The organism is Aeromonas aquatilis (genome assembly GCF_054052405.1).
In genome coordinates this window covers 1-22,187 of record NZ_JBSTYP010000052.1, presented here as the reverse complement: position 1 = coordinate 22,187, position 22,187 = coordinate 1, and the positions used below count along the sequence as shown (strand labels likewise).

General features: G+C 59.7%; 17 protein-coding genes. 6 read left to right on the top strand and 11 right to left on the bottom strand.

Going from position 1 to position 22,187, the window contains the following annotated elements:
* The 8 genes from ACW5W8_RS18135 to ACW5W8_RS18100 all read right to left on the bottom strand — a co-directional run bounded on the left by ACW5W8_RS18135 (window position 1) and on the right by ACW5W8_RS18100 (window position 9,410).
* Entirely contained in the window at window positions 1-930 is a 930-nt protein-coding gene (locus ACW5W8_RS18135; protein ID WP_498629330.1) for a LysR family transcriptional regulator, read from the bottom strand.
* Window positions 931-1,175: 245 nt separating this feature from the next.
* A complete protein-coding gene (locus tag ACW5W8_RS18130) occupies window positions 1,176-2,510 on the bottom strand; it encodes a BatD family protein (RefSeq protein ID WP_498629328.1) in 1,335 nt (444 codons plus the stop codon).
* Complete coding sequence (locus ACW5W8_RS18125; protein ID WP_498629326.1) at window positions 2,491-4,221, bottom strand: VWA domain-containing protein; 1,731 nt, start codon at window positions 4,219-4,221, stop codon at window positions 2,491-2,493. Before ACW5W8_RS18125 ends, ACW5W8_RS18130 begins: the two co-directional genes overlap by 20 nt.
* The gene (locus ACW5W8_RS18120; protein WP_498629325.1) at window positions 4,214-5,260 is read right to left on the bottom strand and encodes a vWA domain-containing protein; all 1,047 of its coding nucleotides are present in this window, start codon (window positions 5,258-5,260) and stop codon (window positions 4,214-4,216) included. The genes ACW5W8_RS18125 and ACW5W8_RS18120 overlap by 8 nt, the downstream gene beginning before the upstream one ends.
* The gene (locus tag ACW5W8_RS18115) at window positions 5,253-5,777 is read right to left on the bottom strand and encodes a DUF4381 domain-containing protein (RefSeq protein ID WP_498629323.1); all 525 of its coding nucleotides are present in this window, start codon (window positions 5,775-5,777) and stop codon (window positions 5,253-5,255) included. The genes ACW5W8_RS18120 and ACW5W8_RS18115 overlap by 8 nt, the downstream gene beginning before the upstream one ends.
* Window positions 5,774-6,742 (bottom strand): DUF58 domain-containing protein, encoded by a 969-nt coding sequence (locus tag ACW5W8_RS18110; RefSeq protein ID WP_498629322.1) that lies wholly within the window; start codon window positions 6,740-6,742, stop codon window positions 5,774-5,776. Before ACW5W8_RS18110 ends, ACW5W8_RS18115 begins: the two co-directional genes overlap by 4 nt.
* Before the next feature lie 8 nt (window positions 6,743-6,750).
* Entirely contained in the window at window positions 6,751-7,728 is a 978-nt protein-coding gene (locus tag ACW5W8_RS18105) for an AAA family ATPase (protein WP_498629320.1), read from the bottom strand.
* A 143-nt stretch (window positions 7,729-7,871) separates the two neighbouring features.
* Window positions 7,872-9,410 carry an arylsulfatase gene (locus ACW5W8_RS18100; RefSeq protein ID WP_498629318.1) on the bottom strand — a complete coding sequence of 513 codons (1,539 nt, stop codon included), beginning with the start codon at window positions 9,408-9,410 and terminating at the stop codon, window positions 7,872-7,874.
* Between the two features lie 719 nt (window positions 9,411-10,129).
* Between ACW5W8_RS18100 and ACW5W8_RS18095 the strand changes: the two genes are divergently transcribed.
* The 5 genes from ACW5W8_RS18095 (at window position 10,130) to rplY (ending at window position 17,471) form a co-directional block, all read left to right on the top strand.
* Window positions 10,130-11,503: an HD domain-containing phosphohydrolase gene (locus tag ACW5W8_RS18095; protein ID WP_498629317.1), complete on the top strand. Its 1,374-nt coding sequence runs from the start codon at window positions 10,130-10,132 to the stop codon at window positions 11,501-11,503.
* 9 nt (window positions 11,504-11,512) lie between these two features.
* Window positions 11,513-11,935, top strand: coding sequence for a CBS domain-containing protein (locus ACW5W8_RS18090; RefSeq protein WP_498629315.1), 423 nt, complete (start codon window positions 11,513-11,515; stop codon window positions 11,933-11,935).
* A 240-nt stretch (window positions 11,936-12,175) separates the two neighbouring features.
* Entirely contained in the window at window positions 12,176-16,090 is a 3,915-nt protein-coding gene (hrpA, locus tag ACW5W8_RS18085) for an ATP-dependent RNA helicase HrpA (RefSeq protein ID WP_498629313.1), read from the top strand.
* A 95-nt stretch (window positions 16,091-16,185) separates the two neighbouring features.
* Window positions 16,186-17,067 carry a hypothetical protein gene (locus ACW5W8_RS18080; protein WP_498629311.1) on the top strand — a complete coding sequence of 294 codons (882 nt, stop codon included), beginning with the start codon at window positions 16,186-16,188 and terminating at the stop codon, window positions 17,065-17,067.
* Between the two features lie 116 nt (window positions 17,068-17,183).
* On the top strand, window positions 17,184-17,471 hold the full coding sequence (gene rplY, locus ACW5W8_RS18075; RefSeq protein ID WP_033136429.1) for a 50S ribosomal protein L25: 288 nt from the start codon (window positions 17,184-17,186) through the stop codon (window positions 17,469-17,471).
* Window positions 17,472-17,578: 107 nt separating this feature from the next.
* Here the strand turns inward: rplY and ACW5W8_RS18070 are convergent, their stop codons facing one another.
* The gene (locus ACW5W8_RS18070) at window positions 17,579-17,971 is read right to left on the bottom strand and encodes a MerR family transcriptional regulator (RefSeq protein ID WP_498629309.1); all 393 of its coding nucleotides are present in this window, start codon (window positions 17,969-17,971) and stop codon (window positions 17,579-17,581) included.
* A 122-nt stretch (window positions 17,972-18,093) separates the two neighbouring features.
* Between ACW5W8_RS18070 and ACW5W8_RS18065 the strand changes: the two genes are divergently transcribed.
* On the top strand, window positions 18,094-19,269 hold the full coding sequence (locus ACW5W8_RS18065; protein WP_498629307.1) for a thiolase family protein: 1,176 nt from the start codon (window positions 18,094-18,096) through the stop codon (window positions 19,267-19,269).
* Here the strand turns inward: ACW5W8_RS18065 and ACW5W8_RS18060 are convergent.
* Together ACW5W8_RS18060 and ACW5W8_RS18055 are read right to left on the bottom strand one after the other, a co-directional pair.
* Window positions 19,266-20,489, bottom strand: a complete 1,224-nt coding sequence (locus ACW5W8_RS18060; protein ID WP_498629306.1) for an EAL and HDOD domain-containing protein — start codon at window positions 20,487-20,489, stop codon at window positions 19,266-19,268. The two genes, ACW5W8_RS18065 and ACW5W8_RS18060, sit on opposite strands and share 4 nt — an antisense overlap.
* Window positions 20,490-20,605: 116 nt before the next feature.
* Complete coding sequence (locus tag ACW5W8_RS18055) at window positions 20,606-21,865, bottom strand: outer membrane protein transport protein (protein WP_498629304.1); 1,260 nt, start codon at window positions 21,863-21,865, stop codon at window positions 20,606-20,608.
* Window positions 21,866-22,187 lie beyond the last annotated feature (322 nt).

The window sequence follows — 22,187 nt, the reverse complement described above, 5'->3', positions numbered from 1 at the left end:
CTAACCGATGGAGGTGGTCAGCCCCAGCTCGCTGACCACCTCGAACAACTGCTGGCGCAACCAGCGGTGGCCCGCCTCGGCTGTCCGGCTGGGGTGCCAGATGGCCGACAGGCTGAATACCGATTCCTCGAAGGGGAAGGGGAGTTCCCGCACCTCATACATGCCGGCAAAGGCATTGATGGTGGCGGTGGGCAACACCCCGATGATCTCGCTGCGCGCGATGATGGGCAGCATCTCCATGGCGGTTGGCACCCGCACCACGATATTGCGATTGGCCATTTGCGGCAGGTGCTCGGCGGTGATCATGCTGCCCCTGACCTGCCACTGGGCCAAGGCCACATGCTCCTCGGTAAAATACTCTTCCACCGTCAAGTGGTTGCCCAGTCGCGGGTGGCTGGCAGCACAGACCACCTTCACCTGCTCGGCATAGAGCACCTCGCTTTTAAGCACGCTGCGTCCGCTCTGGGTCATGTCGATAAGGAGGTCATAGCGCTGCATCCGCAGATCACTTTCCATATCCTCGGTAAAGAGGGGATGCACCTCCAGCGCGATGCCGGGAGCATGCGCCCTGATTTTGCACAGCAGCGTCGGGATCAGCTCGGCATGGACCAGCGTGATGCAGGCGATGGAGAAGACCCGCTGGGAGGTATGGGGATTGAAAGTGCGCGAGGTGGAGAGGGTCGAGCTGAAGTTTTTCAGCGCCGCCGCCATCGCCGGATAGATGTCGATGGCAAACGAGGTGGGCTCCATCCCTGCGACCTTGCGATGAAACAGGGGATCGTCGTAGATCTCCCGCAGTCGCTTGAGGGCCTTGCTGACGGCGGGCTGGCTGATCTCCATGCGTGTCGCCGCCCGCGAGAGGCTGCGCTCTTCATAGATGGCGACAAAGATCGGGATCAGGTTCAGCTCGGTACTGCGGATGTCAAGCAAAGGGGGCCTCGTTACATGTCCATGGGGTCGATAACTCGGCCGTGGCATTCCGGGGGCAAGAGGATAAAGCGTACCACGTCAAGCAGTTGGCGTGGCAGATGGCCGACATTCAGAGGTGGCAGTGTAATGAAGTGCGCCAGCTGGTACAACCACAGAAGGGGGAGGCTGTGGCTTGGCGCACTTTAGTCAGTTGCTGGCGTTGCCGGATTGAGTGGCAGATTGCCTCGGGGTGGTCGCTGTGCCACTCAGGGGGGCAGCCCCGGCAGGGCCGCTCGCAAGCCGATAAACCGGCGCAGCCGCGCACAGATGTGACTGCGGACGTTGCCTTGGCTGGCGTCCTGTCGCCCTTGCAGGCGCGCCAGCAGTTGCCAGCCCATCTTGAGTGAGTCAGCCCGCTCAAGGGGATCGTGCTGGAAGGCTGCTTGCTGCTGTTGCCACGCCGGATCGCCGCTGACAAGGCCGAGCTCCAGCCCGCCCCGCTTGGCCCGCAGATAGCGATAGGCCAGCACCCGTACCGTTCCCCATTGCCTGCAGCAGATAGCGGCCCCGTATTGCCAGGCGAGCGGGCGAGGGTGGTGGCGGTAGTAGCGGGTGATGGCCAGAAGCGTCAGCACCAGCAGGGCACATCCGCTCGCAATCCCGATCAACCAGGGCCAGTAGGCCGCCAGCCAGGAGGCGGGAGTGTGGCGCACCCGCAGGGTCTGGCCTGGGAGGGTCAGGATCTCCAGCTGGCCGGTCTGGCTGTTCCACCATGCCAGCTCCAGCGCGGGCAGCGTCAATTCTCCGCCGCGCTGTACGATGTAGGTGGTCTGATCTTCCCGTGTCGAGAGGTACTCCCCCCGCTCCTGGGTATCGTTCAGCTTGGCCTGCGCCGGATAGGCCTGCACCCGCTCATCGCCTGCAAGCGGGGTGAGCAGCGGCGGGATCAGCACTGAGAGGGTATCTTGCCCGCTGGCGGTGACGGTGCGGGTGATGGCATCCCCCACCTGCAGCTCACCGTTGGCATGGTCATCAGCAGAGTATTGCCAATGTTGGCTCAGGGTGAGCTTGCTGGCGCTCAGCCAGCGTCCGCCGACCGTCAGGGCTGGGTCGGGCAGGGCGGCGGCAAAACGTTGGGGGCGAGTAGTGAGGGTGAGCTGCCGTGAGCCTCCTTCGGGGCGCGCCACCGTGGCCCGTACCGAAATGGCGGGGATCTCGAACTGGCCCGATTGCTGGGGGTAGAGCGTCAGCTCCCAGCGCTGGTGCGACCAGGTCTCGCCATCGCGGCGCTGGGTGAAGTTGGTCGCCAGCTCGCTGCGCTGCTTGACCATGACTCCCGGCAGCTCGAACTGGCCGATGCGGGTGCCTGCGGTAAACCAGCGGTTGGTCGCCAGCTCCAGATAGAGGGTGATCTGCTGGCTGACGGCATAGGGGGCGTTGTTTTCTCCCTGATCCTTTAGCCAGCTCTTGAGGGTCACTTGCGTGGCGTCTGTTGCCTCGGCCGCTTGTGCCGCGATGGGCAGCAGCGCTGTTCCAGGCAACAGGGCGGTCGCCACCCATCCGCACAGCCAGTGGCTGAGTTTATTGTGCCGGTTGCACATGGGCGGGCTCCTTGTTGCGGGTATGACGAGTGCGCGCGGCCGCGCCCGCTTGCTGCGCTTGTAGCTGCAGGCGGAATTTGGCTTGCAGGAAGTCACCGGGGTCGGATTCGACCCGTCGCAGCCACTTTTCGGCCTGCGCCGGATTGGCCAGGATCTGATCTGCGGTCAGGGTTTCGCGCGCCATCAGGGCGGAGACCACGGTCTCCTCGGCCCCGTCGGCACGGCGGGGTTCATTGTCGGGCAGCTCACGGGAGTGATCCGGCCCGTCCGGGGTGCCGGTATGGCTCTGGCTGGCGCGATTGATCTCGTCGACAATCCCGCACATCACCCGATAGTTGTGGGCGGCCGCTTGACGCACGATCGGATCACTGGTCTCGTCAGCCAGTTGCCGGAACAGCCGGCGGGCGGCCAGATACTCGCGCTGTCTGGCGAGGGCGTTGCCGGCATAGAGCCGCGCCTGTTCGGAGTCGGCTTGCAGGAAGGCCGACTGGGCCAGCGCAAACTCGGCGCCATAGTAGTAGGCCACCCCCTTGTAGAAGGGATCTTCATAGCGTTTGGCCGCCTCCAGATAATCACCCTGCTGGAAGTACCACTGCCCCTGCTGATCCGGGGTGAGCCAGAGATTGAGCCAGTGCTGCTTTAGTGCCTGTGCCCACTGGTTGCTGGTTGGCGCGGTCGGCTCGGGCGGTGCCAGCGAGAACGTCGTGGCCTGCGCAGGCGCTGGCTGCAGCAGGGTGAGGCTGACGGCGGCCGCCAGACACCACTGCACCAGCCAGCCTTTGCGAAACCAGAGCAGCAGCAGGGCGAGCACCGGGAAGAGCAGGTAGTAGCCCAGGTCCTGCCAGGGCATCAGGGAGTCGCTGTTGAGCTGAAAGTGACGGGAAACGGCGCGGTTGATCTTCTCTACATCGTCATTATCCACCGTCATGGTAAGCAGGGTGCCATCGCTGTCGCTGGCCAGTCGCCGTAGTGAGGCGATCTCCAGCGGGCGTTTGCCACTCAGAGCGGGGTCGCCTGCGGCCAGGATCAGCAGCTGACGGGATTGACCACGGAAATAGTCGGCCAGCGGGGCGATGGCGGACGGGCTGATGCCATCGCTCACCAGCAAGACGGTGCTGCCGGGCTCATCGGCCAGCAGCTCGGTGAGCCGCGGGATCACTTGCTCGGTATGCTTGCCCGCTTTGGGCATGATCTCGGGGCGGATGGCGGCGAGAATGGGGGCAAACACGGCGCTGTCACGGGTCAGCGGCATGGCGGTGTGGGCCGAGCCGGCAAACACCACCAGTCCACTGCGTCCACCGCCGCGAATTGCCAGCAGGTCGCTCACCTTCTGTTTGGCCCGCGCCAGCCGATTGGGGGCGATATCCTCTTCCAGCATGGAGTCGCTATTATCGAGCAGGATCAGCAGGGCCCCCTGATCTTCGCCAAAGGGGGAGGGCTCGCGGCTCCAGGTCGGGCCGGCGCAGATCAGGATGGCGAGCCCCATCAATAGCCCCAGTGCCTTGAGGGGCAGGTTCTTTTTCCAGCCGGTTTCCCCCAGCGTCAGCGCCTTGCGCAGATGGGAGGGCAGCCGCTGTTGCCAGTGGTTGGTCTCATCCATGCGCCAGCGCAGCAGCAGGATAGCGGCAAGGGGGAGCAGGGCCAGCAGCCACCAGGGACGAAGAAAGTGGGCATTTTGCCCGAGCTGTTGCCAGAACAGGGTATCAATCATGGGTTGCCTCCTGGCGGGCAGTGCACAGGCGGTAGCGCCTGAGGGTCAGCAGGGAAAAAAGTGCCAGATAGAGGCAGACGCAGGCGGCGATCAGGTAATGGTGCAGGCTTTCGCGGGTCTGAAAACGGGTACTCTCGTAGCGCTGTGGCTCCAGCTCTCCGATCACCTGATAGGCGCGCGCCAGTTGCGTCTCATCGAGGGCCTGAAACAGCTGGCCGCCGGTCAGGGTCGCCAACTGCTGCAGAGTGTCGAGATCGAGCGCCTGTTCGCCGACGGTAGCCGGATCCCCCATGGCGATAGTGTGCAGTCGCACCCCGTTGACCGCGGCCACCCGGGCCGCATCCCGCGGGCTGACAAAGCTGCCGGTGTCGTTGCCATCGGTGAGGACGATGGCGACCTTCTCCCGTTTGCTGGCCATCTGATCATGCTGCTCATGGCGATCACTGTCGTTGAACACCTTGATGGCCAGCCCGATGGCATCCCCCAGATGGGTGCTCTGGCCCGCCATGGCGACGTCGGTCTCCTGTAGCAGGGTTTGCCAAGTGTCGAGATCGGCGGTAAACGGCGCCTGGATAAAGGCGGCATCGCCAAACAGGATGAGCCCGAGTCGATCCCCCTCGCGCGTTGCAGCAAATTGATTCAGCACCCCTTTGGCTGCGTCGAGTCGACTGAGGGATTTGCCGGGGTCGGGGGAGAAGTCGGTCTCGGCCATGGAGCCGGAGAGATCCAGCACGATCATCACATCCCGCCCAAACCGCTCGCGTATCTGAGGTGGGCCATAGATGGTGGGCTTGGCCAGCGCCAGCACTGCCAGCAACCAGACTGTGATCAGGGCGATCCGTTGCCACCAGCTGGCGGTCAGCTGGGTCGCGCCCTCTTGCGGCGGCTCATCCAATAGATCGATTAGCAGGTCGAAGAAGGGAACCTTGATGGCGCTTTGCCGGGTGCGATAGGCCGGAATAAGGCGAAACACCAGCAACGGCAGGGGCAGTAGCCAGAAACAGGAGGGGTGGGCAAACTCGAGACCGGCGTCAAGCATGGCTCGTCTCCGTTGCCAGCAAGGTCGTGTGAACGGGGCTCTGGTGATGCTCAAGCCAGTCGCTGCACAGGGAGACGAGGCAGAGCTGATCACTGACGCTCAATGCCACCTGATCACACACCAGCGACACCAGCCAGCGCTCCCCCAGTTCGCTGGCGAAGCGGGGCTGCCGATCGGGCATGGTGTGGTCGAGGGTCTGCAGCAAGGCGGTGCCAAACAGTTTTCCGTGTCCTGGATCGAGGTGGGTCAACACCTGCTTGATGATATGGAACAGCGCCAGCGTGGCCCCGGCATCAGACCAGTTGATCGTGCGCAGGGCCGCCTGCGCTTCGCGCCGGTAGCGCTGTTGCCACCAGCGCAGCACCCGGAGAGAGAACCAGCGCAGCGTCAGCGCGGCCAGCAACAGGGCAAGTAGCAGCCAGCCCGTCGTTTGGGGTTGCCAGCTGATAGCGGGTGGTACGGTCACATCCTGCAGTTCGCGCAGCATATAGGTGCCGGGTAGCTTGTGGATCGTCACTGAGTTCCTCCCAAGGCGGTAATGAGATGGGCGAGGTGGTGGCCACTGGTGTCGAGGCAGATGAGTGGCAAGCCCTTGAGCGCCATCAAGCGCAGCAGCTGATCTTTTTTCAGCTGCTGCTGGCGGATCAGCCCCCGATCCAGCAACGGGATCTGGTGAGGGGCGATATTGAGCTGATACTGGCCATCACCGACTACCCAGCTGGCGTCAGAGGCTGTGGTCGAGAGAGTGGATTCGAGAGGGTCGGCGATGTGCAGGGCCAGCACATCGTTGTGCTGCTGCAGGTAGCCGAGGCGGGTCAGGTCGGCCTCGGTCACCCCGGCCCAGTCGCTGAGAAAGATCAGGGTGGTATTTTTCAGCTTGAGGCGGCCCAGCATCGCCAGCAGGGGGGCCAGACCGGTCACCTCGCTGTCGCGGCTGGTGACCGAGAGGGCATGATTGGTCGCGCAGAGCTGGCGCAACCCGGCCAGCCAGTGGCTGCGGGAGCGCTGACCGCGCAGCCACGCCACGCCATCGCAGTGCAAAATGGCGAGCCCGACCCGATCGCTCTCTTTGAGTACTTGCCAGCCGAGCAGGGCAGCCAATTCGGTGGCCACCACCGACTTCATCACCTCCACCGAGGAGAAGAACATGCCGCTGCGCTGATCAACGCAGAGGATCACGTGACGATCTTTCTCTTCGCTATAACTGCGCACATGGGGGCGGCCGGTGCGCAGGGTCACTTTCCAGTCCAGGGTGCGAATATCATCCCCTTGCTGGTAGTGGCGCAGCTCTTCAAAGTTGAGCCCACGGCCGCGAAAACGGGACTGGTGGCGGCCACACAGCACGCTGCCACTGCGGCGCCGCGGCAGCAGCGAAAATTGCCCGACCAGCCCCTGCAGTCGGACCAGTTGCAGGTAATCGCTGTGGATACGCGGGTCGCCGCTGGGGGAATGCCCGCCATGAGATAAGGTGCGAGAGGTCATGCTGTCGCTTACCCGATGACGACGTGATCGAGCAGCGCCATCACCACCTGCTGGTGATCCACCCCCTCTGCCAGCGCGTCATAGCTGAGGGTAAAACGGTGGCCCAGCACGCTGGGCACCATGGCGCGTACATCGTCGGGCAGCACGTGGTTGCGCCCTTGCAGCCAGGCGTAGGCGCGGGCGCACTTGTCGAGCGCAATGGAGGCGCGGGGGCTGGCGCCGACCGCAATCCACTGTGGCAGCCCGGTGTTGGGGTAGCGGTCGGGGTGCCGGGTCGCCATCACCAGCGCGATGAGGTAGTGCTCCACCAACGGTGAGACCGTCATGGCCGATAGCTCTGCTCTTGCCTGCAAGATCAGCTCGGGGGAGAGCGGGGCGAAATGCTCGCCCTGATGGCGTTTGCCGCGCTCTTCGGCCCGCACCAGCCGAATGATGGCCAGCTCGGCTTCGTCGTCGGGGTAGGCAACCGAGACCTTGAGGGCAAAGCGGTCCATCTGGGCTTCCGGCAGCGGGTAGGTACCCTCCTGCTCGATGGGGTTCTGGGTCGCCAGCACCATAAAGAGCTCGGGCAGACGGTGGCTCTTGTCACCGACGGTGACGGTGCCTTCTGCCATCGCCTCCAGCAGCGCCGCCTGTACCTTTGCGGGGGCGCGGTTCACCTCATCGGCCAGCACGATGCTGTTGAAGATGGGCCCGGGCTGGAAGCGCAACTGGTGGGCGCCGTCATGCTCCTGATACATCTCGGTGCCGGTCACATCTGAGGGGAGCAGATCGGGGGTGAACTGAATGCGGCCGAAGCTGGCATTGAGGGCCTCGGCCAGCGCCTTGACCGAGCGGGTCTTGGCCGTGCCGGGCAAGCCTTCGAGCAGCACGTGACTATTGGTCAGTAGGCCAATCACCAGGGCGCGGATCACATGGGACTGGCCAACGACGCTGTGACCAACCTGTTCGATGAGTTGAGAGATCTGTTGTTGCAAGGGATTCATAGGCATTTCCACAGAGTGCATAGAACGGGACGGATAGAGGGTTGGCTGGGCGCCAAAGGTTTTCAATTTCCACACGGTTCGGGGAGAACCGTCTGAAAATTGAAAACGCCCACCAGAGAGTGATGGGCGTTGGCGTCAACACCTTACTTGATGGTGGCGACTTTCTGCTTCAGTGCTTCCAGCTCGGCGAGCTTGCCCTGCAGCATCAGGCTCTGGGAACTGATGTTGGCCGGGTTCATCTGGAAACTCTGTTGCATCGGGTAACCTGGCAGGGTGTCGAAGAACCCTTTCAGGATGCCTTGTACCGGTACGAACAACCACATGTTGTCCGCCATCCAGCGCATGTACAGGCCTGACTCGTGCGGAGCTTTCTCGAACGGGTCGGCGCGCAGGTTGATGATTTGCGGCCAGTTCGGGATCACGCGGGTAGCATCGGTGATGTTGCCCTGCATGGTGGCGAAGTTCAGCTTGAAGTCATTCCAGCGCACGGCGTTCAGCTCGCCGTTTGCGGAGAAGTAGAGCATGGAGTTACGCGGTGCAGTGTCAGTCTTGCCTGACAGATACGGCATGAAGTTGTAGCCGTCCAGATGTACACGCCACTCTTTGCCATTGGCCTTGTAGCCTTTGGCCAGCTTCTCTTTCACATCCGGTACACCGGCGGCGGCCAGCAGGGTCGGCATCCAGTCCTGGTGCGCCATCATGGCATTGACCTTGGTGCCCGGTTTGATCACGCCTGGCCAGCGAACCAGTTGCGGTACGCGAGTACCGCCTTCCCAGGTGGTGCCCTTCTCGCCGTAGAACGGAGTGGTACCGCCATCCGGCCAGCTGCCGGTCTCGGCACCGTTGTCGGTGGTGTAGATCACGATGGTGTTGTTGGCGACACCCAGCTCGTCCAGCTTGTTGAGCAGGATCCCTACGTGGTCATCGTGCTCCAGCATGCCATCGGCATAGATGCTGATGCCGGATTTGCCCTGATATTTCTCTTGCAGGCGGGTCCAGACGTGCATGCGGGTGGCGTTGTGCCAGATGAAGAAAGGCTTCTTGGCCTTGACCGCTTTCTCCATGAAGGCCAGCGAGGACTCGAGGAACTCCTCATCAGCATGCTCCATGCGCTTGCGGGTCATGGGGCCGGTATCTTCGATCTTGCCGTCGGCAGAGGCCTTGATCACACCGCGCGGGCCATACTTTTTCTTGAATTCCGGGTCTTTCGGGTAGTAGTAGGTTTCCGGCTCTTCTTCCGCGTTCAGGTGGTAGAGGTTGCCGAAAAATTCGTCGAAGCCGTGCTTGGTCGGCAGGTGCTGATCCTGGTCGCCCAGATGGTTTTTGCCGAACTGGGCGGTCATGTAGCCCTGTCCTTTGAGCAGATCACCCAGGGTCGGGGCCCACTCGGGGATACCGTGCGGGGAGCCGGGCATGCCGATGGTCAGCAGGCCGGTACGGAACGGCTCTTCGCCGGTGATAAAGGCGGCGCGACCGGCGGTGCAGGATTGCTGACCGTAGTGATCGGTAAAGAGGGCACCTTCGCTGGCGATCCGGTCCAGGTTCGGGGTCTGGTAGCCCATCATGCCCTGGTTGTAGGCGCTGATGTTCCAGTAGCCGATGTCATCGCCCATGATGGCAAGAATATTGGGCTTGGCGGCTGCGGTGGCACTACCCGCAGTGGCCATTAAAGCAAGGCTCATTGCTATTTTATTTATATGAATGGCCATTATTGGCTCCACTCCTAATCTGATGTGAATTGGTACACAAAATGGGCGATGAAAGCGACATGAGTGACGAAGGTTAATCGCGGCTCGTAAAAATTGCTTTCAACAGTTTCACTCTATTAAGTCCATTTATTCGTGTCGCCTTATAGCGAATATAACCGCTGGTTATCCGGCCTGTTGTTATCCGGTTTTCAGGTGGCCGGTGGCACACGGGCCACAGCCTTTGGCCGTGCGGTGTTCATCGGCGTTGATAGCGAAAAGACACCATATGGATGACGGGGTTCACAGTTCGGAGAATCAATTTGGCGGCGCTGAGTCAGCGATGGGGGCACGAGAAGGGGCCAATACGCGAATATGCCATTGGCGAGCGGCACATACTTAATTTCTGGTTAAGTGATCGTTAAGTAAAGCGGGGGTGTTCATTATTTCACTGAACCGGACATTATTTTAATTACACGCATACTATCCTCGGCAACTTGAAAATAGTCTGGTCGCCGTTTTCTTATCGGCGAAAAATGCCCCAAATTGGGAGCATGAATAAAACCAAGCGTGATCCTCTGTCTGTTTATGGGCCGCATGTGATCCAACGCCTGATAAAAGAGAAGGTAAAAGGCTGCGCTATTGACTAAGTTAATAGAGGGAGAGGCATACAACAGTGCCAGTTGGACACGACCACATCCCATAGGACCCGGATCATGGACAGAGCACAGGGCGCCGCCCTTTTTTCGTTGCAAGTGGATCTCAGGCAGGTGGTGTATGCCCTGTCAGCCTCGCTGGATCTGGTGGGCATTGGTGATGTTGCCCACGGCAAACGGGTCGGGATCATGGCCGCCGAGTGCAGTCGGGTGCTGGGGATGGATGAGGCCGAGCGTCGCCTGCTATTCGAGTTGGGGGTGCTGCATGATATCGGCGTCTCCTCGACCATCACCCATCACCATCTGGTCAGCGAGTTCGATTGGGAGTCCTCCCAGCGCCACTGCGAGGTGGGATATCAGCTGCTCAAGGATTTCCGTTTGCTGGCCCCGCTGGCCCTGCCTATCCGTTATCACCATACCCACTGGCATCAGTTGCGCGAGATGACGGATCTGGATCCCCAAGTAGCCCGTCAGGCCAACCTGATCTTTCTGGTGGATCGCTGCGATGCGCTGGCGGCCCCCCATTATGGCGATGGCTCCCTGTTGATGCATATCCACGAGATCCGCGAGCGACTGCGGGCATGCAGTGGCGATTTTTTTGCCCCCGAGCTGGTGGATGCCTTCCTCAAGGCGTCTCGCTCTGAGGCATTCTGGCTGCAGCTGGAAGCGCGCTCCATCAATGATTACATGCTGGAGATGTTGCAAGTGCGAGAGCCCTGTCTGACCTCGAACGGGGAGCTTAAAGCGCTGGCGCAGATCTTCTCCGGCATTGTCGACGCCAAAAGTCCATTCACGATGACTCATTCACTCGGTGTGAGCAGGTTGTCTCGTGCGTTGGCAGAATTGATGGGGGTCAGTGCCATCCATTGCGACATGCTGGAGATCGCCGGTTTGCTGCATGATCTGGGCAAGCTCAGGGTGCCGGACGAGATCCTAGACAAGCCTGCCAGCCTGACGAAAGAGGAGCGTGCCGTCATCAAGGCCCACAGCTTCGAGACCTACCAGATCCTGCGTCATATCGAGGGATTTGAAGAGATTGCCTGCTGGGCGGCCTATCACCATGAGGAGCCGGACGGGGAGGGCTATCCGTTCCATCTGCCGGCATCCGCCATGGCGCTCGAAGCGCGGATCCTGCGGGTCGCTGATATTTTTCAGGCAATGGTGCAGGACAGACCTTATCGGCGCGGTCTGCCTGCCCGTGACGCATTGACCTTTATGCAACAACTGGCAGATCAGGGACGGGTCGATCCCGCCGTGGTGGCGGTGCTGGCCGACCACCTGCCACAGATGATGGTGGCGGCGATTCCAACCCGCGAGGAGGTGTTGAGGGAGTGGTTGGTCACTGAACCATCCTGCAGTGAGCCAGCTATGCTTGGAACAAGCCGTGCAGGATGCCGGTATCGGTGCGCAGTAGAGAGCTTGAATGATCATTAGGGGACAGATATGGAATCGCTAAAAGCCAGGGATTATATGCAGAGCAGACCCATCACCTTCACAGCCGACATGATGGTGCAATCTGCGGTCGAAAAATTTCTGAACAGCCATCAACTGGGGGGCCCGGTGGTAGATGAGAAGGGGCATCTGATCGGCTGGGTCTCCGAGCAGGATTGCATCGCCGTGATGCTCAAGGAGGCCTACCACTGCGAGCAGGTGGCACAGGTCAAGGATGTGATGCGAAAAGATGTGCTGACGGTGGGGCCCGAGACCAGCATTCTGACCCTGGCGGAGATGATGATGGGACAAAAGCCGAAGATCTATCCGGTGGTGGAGGAGGGTCGCCTGCTCGGGGTGATCAATCGTCACAACGTGATGCAGGCCATTCACGCCCAGCTCACCACCTGTTTTGTCCATCACACCCACGGTTAACCCTGTTTTTCTCTCTCCCAAGGCAAGTTTCGGCTTGCCTTGGCTATTTCATATGCTGCCATTTATTCATGTTATGCCATCTTACAATGATTGCTTTGTCATGTTTGAGGATCGGCCAATCTCTCTGTCTTCCCATATATAACGCTACGTTAAGGCTTGCACCGTTCCCGCTCGCTCTTTAGGATCGCTCGCAGCTAATCGATATGGCCCCTCTGGGCACCTATTTAAGGAATTCGTACCTTGTCTCTCTCTATCGAGGCGCTGCGCCGCCGTCTCTCTGCCTGCATGAACCTCGACGCCCGCCGTCTCTCCAGCCGTCTGCACGGAGCCAAGAAGCTGCCTGAAAGCAAGCAGGCTGCCGTACTCGAGACCATCGCAGCCGATCTGGATGCGGCAGAGGCACGCTACCAATCCCGTCTGGCTGGTGTGCCCAAGGTCACCTATCCGGACAACCTGCCGGTCAGCCAGAAGCAGGCGGAGATCGCCAAGGCGATCAGTGAGCATCAGGTGGTGATCATCGCCGGCGAAACCGGCTCGGGCAAAACCACCCAGATCCCCAAGATCTGTCTGGCGCTCGGGCGAGGGGTCAAGGGCTTCATCGGCCACACCCAGCCACGCCGTTTGGCAGCCCGTACCGTTGCGGCCCGTATCGCCGAGGAGATGGAGTCCGAACTCGGCCACTACGTGGGTTACAAGGTGCGCTTTACTGATCAGGTGAGCGAGCAGACCCATATCAAGCTGATGACCGACGGTATCCTGCTGGCCGAGATCCAGAACGACCGGATGCTCACCCAGTACGACACCATCATCATCGATGAGGCTCACGAGCGCAGCCTCAACATCGACTTCATTCTGGGCTACCTCAAGCAGTTGTTGCCAAGGCGCCCCGATCTCAAGGTGATCATCACCTCGGCCACCATAGACCCCCAGCGCTTCTCCCGCCATTTCAACAAGGCGCCGGTGATCGAAGTCTCCGGTCGCACCTACCCGGTGGAGGTGCGCTACCGTCCACTGTTTGTTGATAAAAAAAGCAGTGACAAGAGTGAAGGGCTGGAAGAACGCGATGAACTGCAGGGGATCTTCGAGGCGGTGGAAGAGCTGGCCCGCGAGGGGCTCGGGGACATCCTCATCTTCATGAACGGCGAGCGGGAGATCCGCGACACCGCCGACGCCCTGCGCAAGCTGAACCTGCGCGACACCGAGGTGCTGCCGCTCTACGCCCGCCTCTCCAACGCCGAGCAGAACAAGGTGTTCCAGCAACATGCCGGACGGCGCATCGTACTGGCCACCAACGTGGCGGAGACCTCGCTGACGGTGCCGGGCATTCGCTACGTCATCGATCCGGGCACCGCCCGTATCAGCCGCTACTCCTGGCGCACCAAGGTGCAGCGCCTGCCCATCGAGCCGGTCTCCCAGGCCAGCGCCAACCAGCGTAAAGGGCGCTGCGGTCGGGTGGCGGACGGCATCTGTATCCGTCTCTACTCCGAGGAGGATTTCAACGGCCGCCCAGCCTTCACCGACCCCGAGATCCTGCGCACCAACCTGGCCTCCGTCATCCTGCAGATGCTGGCGCTCGGCCTTGGCAACATGGAGGCGTTCCCCTTCGTCGAGCCGCCTGAGTCGCGCCATATCAAGGACGGCTTGACCCTGCTCAAAGAACTGGAGGCGGTGAGGGAATTGCCCGCTACCGGCGATCGCGAAGCCAAACTGCAGCTGACCGAGACCGGACGCCAGCTCTCGCGCATCCCCCTTGATCCGCGTCTGGCGAAGATGGTGATCAGCGCGGCGCAGACCGGCTGCCTGAGCGAGGTGATGGTGATCACCGCTGCTCTCAGTATTCAGGATCCCCGCGAGCGGCCCATGGAGAAAAAGCAGGCTGCCGATGAGCAGCACAGACGTTTTGAAGACAAGGAGTCCGACTTCCTCGCCTTCGTCAATCTGTGGAACTACCTGAAAGAGCAGCAGGATACCCTTGGCAGCAACCCGTTCCGCCGTATGTGCCAGAAGGAGTTTCTCTCCTACCTGCGGGTGCGCGAGTGGCAGGACATCCATTTCCAGCTGCGTCAGACGGTGAAAGAGCTTGGTTTTAAAGCCAACCATGAACCGGCGGATTTCAAGACGGTGCACTGCGCGCTGCTGACCGGCCTCTTGAGCCATATCGGCAACAAGGATCTGGAAAAGCCTGAGTTCCTTGGTGCTCGCAATGGCCGCTTTCACCTGTTCCCGGCCTCGGGTCTGTTCAAAAAGCCGCCCAAGTGGGTGATGGCCGCAGAATTGGTGGAAACCTCGCGCCTCTACGCTCGCATTAACGCCAAGATTGAACCCGAGTGGGTGGAACCGTTGGCAGGCCACCTCATCAAGCTGCACCACAGCGATCCCCACTGGTCGAAGAAAAACGGCGCAGTGATGGCCAAGGAGAAGGTGACCCTCTATGGCCTGACCCTGGTCAATGAGCGCACCATCAACTTCAGCCGTATCGATCCGGCGCTGTGCCGTGAGTTGTTTATCCGCCGCGCCCTGGTGGAGGGGGATTTCGAGACCCGTCACCGCTTCTTCAGCGACAACCGCAAGCTCCTGGCCGAGGTGGAGGCGCTGGAGCACAAATCCCGTCGGCGCGACATTCTGGTGGATGACGAGGATCTGTTCCGCTTCTACGATGCCCGTTTGCCGGAGGAGGTGATCTCCGCTCGTCACTTCGACAAGTGGTGGAAAGAGGCACAAAAGCGGGACCCCGAGCTGCTCAACTTCGAAAAAGAGATGCTGATGAAGGGGGATGCCGCCCACATCAGCGATCTCGACTATCCCAACTTCTGGCAGCAGGGGCGCCTCAAGCTCAAGCTGACCTATCAGTTCGAGCCGGGTGAGGCGGCGGATGGCGTGACCCTGCATATTCCGCTGCCGCTCCTGAATCAGGTGGAGGTGAAGGGGTTCGAGTGGCTGATCCCCGGGCTGCGCCATGAGTTGTTGGTGGCCCTCATCAAGTCGATGCCCAAGCCGATGCGCAAGAACTTCGTGCCGGCCCCCAACTACGCCGATGCGCTGCTCGCCAGCATCAACCCCGCACAGGGGCCGCTACTGGACGAGATGGAGCGCCAGCTGCGCCGCATGACCGGTGTGACCGTACCCCGTGAATCCTGGGACTGGGCTGCGGTGCCCGATCACCTGAAACTCACCTTCCGGGTGGTGGACGACAAACACAAGAAGGTGGCGGAAGGCAAAGATCTGGAGGCCTTGAAAGAGTCGCTGCGCGGCAAGGTGCAGGAGACCCTGTCGCAAGTGGCGGACGATGATATCGAGCAGTCCGGGCTCACCCTGTGGAGCTTTGGCGAGCTGCCCCAAGAGTACAGCCAGAAGCGCGGCGGCTTCGAGGTGAAAGCCTATCCGGCGTTGGTAGATGAGAAGGATTCGGTCGCCATCCAGCTAGTGGAGAGCCCAGTGGTGCAGCAGCAGCTGATGTGGGCTGGCCAGCGCCGGTTGGTGCTGCTTAACGTGCCATCTCCCATCAAGTACCTGCAGGAGAAGTTGCCCAACAAGGCCAAGCTCGGGCTCTATTTCAACCCGTTTGGCAAGGTGGCGGAGCTGATTGACGATTGTATCGCCTGCGGTTGCGACAAGCTGATTGAGCAGCATGGCGGCATGGCCTGGGACGAGGCCGGTTTCGAGGCGCTCAAGGAGTTTGTCCGCGCCGAGCTCAACGATGCGGTAGTGGAGGTGGCCAAACAGGTGGAGGCCGTGCTGACGCTGTCCCATGAGATCAAGAAGCGGCTCAAGGGCAAGATGCAGCTCGACACCGCCTTTGCCATGTCGGATATCCAGCAGCAGCTCGGCAACCTTATTCACAAAGGTTTTGTCACCGAGACCGGCTGGCAGCGGTTGCCTGACTTGCTGCGCTATCTGCGGGCCATCGAGCGTCGCCTGGAGAAGCTCGCCATCGATCCCAACCGGGATCGGGTCTACATGCTCAAGGTGCACAGTGTGGAGTCGGAGTACAAGGCGCTGCTGGCCAAGATCCCCAAATCCCAGCTTATTCCCACCGAGGTGGCCAATATCCGCTGGATGATCGAGGAGCTGCGGGTATCGTTCTTTGCCCAGAATCTGGGGACCCCTTATCCGGTCTCCGATAAACGGGTGCTTAACGCCATCGCTCAGTGCTAAGCTGCTATCTAACTGTTTTAACAGCATGATAGCGGGTGCTGAGAAGGGGTTACCGGTCAGGTAGCCCCTTCAAACCGCAAGTCAGGGAGGCAAGGATGCTGGGGATCTGGTTGAGTGTGGCGCAGGTGGTGATCAGCGGTTATCAACCCATCGCGGAACAAACCTGGGTGCAGTTGAACCCGGAATATTACCCGCTGGCGCGCACGCCGCCTGCGATGTTTGTGGCCTGGCGTGGCAATCAGTTTCCGCCGCTGGCCCAAAAGCAGAAGCACGGTCGCTGGCAGATCCTCTTTCCTGCCCGTCTGGTCCCCCCTTTTGATCTGTTCGAGGGGGAGGCCGAGCTCTCCAAAGCCTATCTGGCAAGGTTGCGGCGTATCGACGAGATGGCTTATGGCGTCGTCCCCGGTCAGGCTGCTGTTGCAATAGCGCAGCAGGGCAGTGGTTCGCCTCTTGACTCCTCGCTGCCCATCACACCTTTTATCGCAGAGTTCCGCACACCTCAAGACTCGTTCGGTGGTGTTGATATTCCCACTCACACTGACGAGAGCGAGCCTCTGTTGGCTCAGCTTGGGGTGACGTATCGTACGGCAGGAATGACAGGCGCCAGGGGAGATGCGAGGGGGGCGAGTGCCGATATGGCGCTCGCCAGCAGCATGCCCAGCTCATCCGCTGACAGTGATGCCACGCTTACCCTCTCGGCGCCGGCGGTTGGCGGCTCACAAACGGTGTGTCATCAGGTCGCGGCAGGGGAGACCCTATGGCGCATTGCCAACCAGCTATCCAGTGCCAAAGGGGCCGATACTTACAGCTATTTGTTGGCGCTGGTGGCTGAAAATCAGGCGCGACTTGGCCATAGCATCCGGGTCAAAACCGGGGATGGTCTCTATTGTCCCCGCGCCGAGACCCTGGCACAGTTTGATGCCCTTAGCCCGGCCCAGCGTCAGCAGCAATTTGCCCGGCTGGAGCAGGGGCGCTAAATGCAGAGTCGGTACCTTGTATCCGAATTTGGCCCGTGGTAGTATTCGCGCTCGTTTTGCGAGGTGCTGACCGGTCGCAGTTAGCACCATAAATTCATCCAAAAGAGATACATACTATGTCTTTCGTATTCCAAGCTGAAGTCCGTTCTGACCTGGGGAAAGGTGCGAGCCGCCGCCTGCGTCAAGCTGACCAAGTTCCTGCCATCGTTTACGGTGCAGGCAAAGAAGCCCTGTCCATCACTGTTGACCACAAGAAAATGGTTCTGGCTCAAGAGAAGCCGGAATTCTATGAGTCCGTACTGACTCTGGTTATCAACGGTGAAGAAGTTAACGTAAAAGTGAAAGCTATCCAGCGTCACCCGGTACGTTACAAGCTGATCCACCTGGACTTCGTTCGCGTTTAATAGCGAACCGTCAGGTTGAAGAAAAGCCACTCTCAGGAGTGGCTTTTTGCTATCTGGCATCTTGTGAGCGGGCTGAAAGGATTGCCTGATCAGCCACAACAAGCCGGTTATCCCAGCTGGCTCAGCGCCTGTTGGCAGCGCTGCTCGGCGGCATCCAGCTCCAGCAGTACCATTCTGATATCTTCCATCTGCTGTTGCAGTGTCTCCCGTTTCTCTTCAACCAGTCCCAGCATGGTCTGCAGCTGGGTGCGGCTGCTCTTGTCGGCATCATAGAGATCAAACAGCTCGCGGATCTCGGCGAGGCTGAACCCGAGCCGCTTGCCGCGAAGGGTGAGCTTGAGGCGAACCCGATCCTGCTTGCTGTAAATGCGGGTCTGTCCCTCTCTGGCAGGGTTGAGCAACCCCTGATCCTCGTAGAAACGGATACTGCGCGTCGTAATATCAAATTCCCGGGCCAGCTCACTGATGCTGAAGCGCCGTCCTTCATCCTTGTTGCTCATACAGACTTCTTGGCGAACTAAATCCTGTCTGCACCTTACCTAAACGTAAACTGCACTGCAACTCTTGTTCCATTGCGTCAGAACCCCTATGTTATGGCCATGTAACAAACAGAGGCAGGCAAATGGATATTGCAATTGTGGCGGCAAAACGGACTCCGATGGGGGCGTTTCAGGGGGCATTGGCAGAGGTAACAGCGCCTGAGTTGGGAGCCTGTGCCATCGAGGCGGCACTGCAGCAAAGCGGGCTGCGTCCGGAGCAGGTCGATGAAGTGTTTATGGGCAATGTGCTGGCGGCGGGCGTGGGGCAAGCGCCAGCCCGGCAGGCGTTGTTGAAAGCAGGGTTACCAGATAGTGTGCCTGCTACCACGGTTAACAAGGTGTGCGGATCCGGCATGAAAGCCGTGATGCTGGCGGCGGATACCATCCGCCTTGGTGACAACAGGGTGGTGGTCGCAGGGGGGATGGAGAGCATGAGCCGTGCCCCCTATCTGCTGGATAATGCTCGCAGCGGCTTTTGGATGGGGCATCAAAAGGTGCTGGACCACCTCTTCCTCGACGGTTTGCAAGATGCCTATGATGGCCAGCTGATGGGGATACATGCCCAGCGCAGCGCCGATCAGGCCGGTTTGACCCGCAGTGCCATGGATGAGTTTGCTCTTGCGTCGTTGCAGCGTGCCCGCGATGCGCAGCAAGCCGGTGCGTTTGTGTCCGAGCTGACAAGCGTCTATCGCGGTGAGCGCTTGTTGCTGGCCGAAGACGAGCAGCCCGGCAAGGGCAGACCGGAGAAGATCCCGACCCTGAAGCCTGCGTTTGGCATGGAGGGCACCATTACGGCGGCCAATTCGAGCTCCATCTCGGACGGTGCGGCGGCGCTGATATTGATGGATGGCGCCACGGCGCAAGCCTGGCAGATACCTGTGCTGGCAAGGGTTGTCGGTTATCAGAGCCATGCAGCATTGCCCGCCGAGTTTACCTCTGCACCCATTGGCGCTATTTCACGGTTGCTGGCGCGTCTGGCATGGTCGGTGGAAGAGGTGGATCTGTTCGAGATCAACGAGGCCTTCGCCATGGTCACCATGCTGGCCATGAGCGGGGTCGGCATCCCTCATCACAAGGTCAATGTGCATGGAGGGGCCTGTGCACTCGGTCATCCGCTGGGGGCGAGTGGCGCACGCATTCTGGTGACGCTGATCGCCGCGCTGCGGCAACGGGGTTTGCGGCGAGGCGTGGCCGCGCTCTGTATCGGAGGCGGTGAGGCGACCGCTATCGCGGTTGAAGTGAATGACAAGACGAATTAATTGGTGGCTTCCATCGCCAGCAGTTGTTCCGTGACCCAGGTGGTTGCGGCCAGATAGAGGTGACTCACCTTGTCCTCGCTCAGCCCCAGATGGGCTGTTCTGGCCGTTACCCGTGACCAGTTGGCGCTCTCGTAATCTTCACAAAACGCGAGGTAGAAACCCAGATTGCCTTTGCGCTCCAGCAGCGCCAGTCGAATAGCCTCGATAAGAGGGATAGTGCCGAGCAGCTTGTCCATCGGCTGCTCCATCAGTACATCCAGCAGGGAGAAGAGACCTGTGATAAAGGCCTGTTGTGCCTGCTGGCTCGGGGCGTGGGCGTGGGCCAGCAGCTCACAGAATCGGGCACGGATCATCGACATCTGGTAGAGCTCGGCGCTCTTGCCCTTGCCCGCGCTGGTTGCCGCCACCAGCGAGACAAAGCGCTTTAGCTGGGTGTTGCCCAGATAAATGGCTGCCTGGCGAAATGACGAGATCGGGTTGGTATGGCCTTTGAGATGGTTGACGTAGCGCAGTAGCTTGAGGGAGAGGGAGATATCCTGACCGAGTAGCTGCTCAATCTTGTTGATATCAGGCTCTTTCTCGTTGACCACATTCAGCAACTGCATCACCACGACCTGCGCCGGCTCCATGGTGGCTTGCTTGACCATCTCGGGTCGACTGAAGAAAAAACCCTGGAACAGCTGGATCCCCAGCTGTTTGACCCGCTCGAACTCCGCCTTGTCCTCTACTTTTTCCGCCAGATAGGTGAGCCCCAGTGCTTTATGCTGCTGGATAAACACCTTGATCTGCAGCAGGGCGGTGGCGCGCAGATCAAACTTGATGATGTGGATAAAGGGAAGGAAGCGTTCCCAATCCGGCGACATGGTGAAGTCATCGAGTGCCAGCTGATAACCCCGCGCGTGCAACTGCTTCACCTTTTCCAGCAGGGCATCATCCGGTGGGGAATCTTCCAGAATTTCGATCACCACTTTTTCGGGCGGCAGGCACTCTGCCAATCCCTCCAGCAGCAGTGAGTGGGGAAAATTGATAAAGCAGGGACGGCCCCCCAACAGCTGATCGATATTTTGTTGCAGGAACTGTTCTACCACCAGACGTGACGTCGCCTGCTGGGAGGAGATGCTCGGGAAGACATTATTCAGACTATCGCGAAAGAGCAGCTCATAGGCATGGGTATTTAGGTCTCTGTCGAGGATCGGCTGTCTTGCTACGTAGGAATACATGCCTTGCTCCAGTATGGGTACCGAGTTGATTTTATGGTGTTGCAGAACACTATGCCAGTGTTCGCCTTATTGAGTAAGGCAATAACTGGGATAGTGTTTTTCTGCGGATAAGGCAGTTAGAAGAGATAGCTCAATTGTGCGCCAGCCAGCCAGGCATCCCCTTCGGAGGTACCATCAAAGCGGGATTGATAGCTGCCTTGGGTGAAGCTTTCATGCACGTCTACTTTCTTGCCATCGAGCAGGGTCAGCCCCAGATCCACGCTCAGGTCGGGGGTGAACTGATACCCCATCCCCAGGCTGTACCAGAGCCGATCGGCATCTGGGATGGAGATGGTACGACGACCGGCTGGCACCGGGCTGGCGTCATAGGCCACACCGGAGCGCAGTTGCCATTTGGCATCCAGTTGATAGGTCATCCCCAGAGCATAGCGCCAGCTATCTTCCCAGTGCTCTTCTTTAATGGGCAGGGTACCGAGGTGATCGAGATTGGCCGTCAACGATGTAAACTTGCTCCAGTCAGTCCAGTTGATGCTGCTATGGATCGCCAGTTTATCGTTTATCTGCTGGAATACCGCCAGCTCAGCTGTCGCGGGCAGCGGCAGAACCAGATTGCCTTGATCGCTGACGCTTACAAATTTACCCGGCGCCACTGGCTTACTCAGAGTGGCATCTCCCTTGAGCTTGAGATCGACACCATTGCGGTAGGAGAGGCCGATCCGGGTCTGCTCGCTGGGTATCAAAAGAATACCTATGTTCCAGCCCAGTTCGCGGCCATCACCTTTAACATGCTTGGCAATGACGCTTTGACCATTGGTGAGAGTAGTGGGATAGGTGCCGCCTACTTCCCCTTCTCCCTGAATGAGAGATAGCCCCACCCCAATGGAGAGCATGTCGCTGACGCGATAAGCCAGCGCACTCCCCAAATCGACGGTTCTGATGTCAGAGACATTACCGAAATGACCGGCATGATAACCTTGGGGCATCTTGATCCCCAAGCCGTAGTGAGAGGTGGCAGATAGCCCCATGCTCAGACGTTCGTTAATCGGCGCAATGAAATAGAGGTTGGGGATCCAGGCATCATCCGCGATATCGTTGGCTATGGCATTCTGGGTGCCGAAATTGTCGTGCACCTGACCGCCGATATTGACATCCGGTTTCAGGTAGATAACGCCACTAGAAAGAGTTGGGCTACGAAAACGGGTGATAGCACCGGGATTGCGGCCCAATACTGAGGCATTGTCTGCAATAGCAGCTTCTCCGGCAAAAGCGCGGCCAAGACCCGTCGCTGATTGTTCTGATAACTGGTAGCCCGCGGCATGGGTCTGACCCGCGATCACCAGCAGGGCGATGGCGGACGGTTTGATGATGGGATGCATGGCAAAATCCTTGCTGTTACCCGAAGGTTCAATAGGTCATATGAATGGAGGCAGGATTTTATATGGTATGACCAGCAAGGCAACGGACATGGTGGGTATCAGGACAAAACAAGATTTAATGCTGGGGAGAAGCACTCTAATAGTTTGATTAAAAAAGAAAAATAAACACGTGTGTGCTACATCTGTGCGCTGAAATAGGTTTTGTGAACAAAAAAAGAGCGCCTGGTGGCGCTCTCAGATTGCTGAAGAACCCCCTCTTTTTCAAAGAGGGGGTTCTTTTTTAGCTCGGCACCAGGGGGCCACTCACTGACTGACAAGCCGC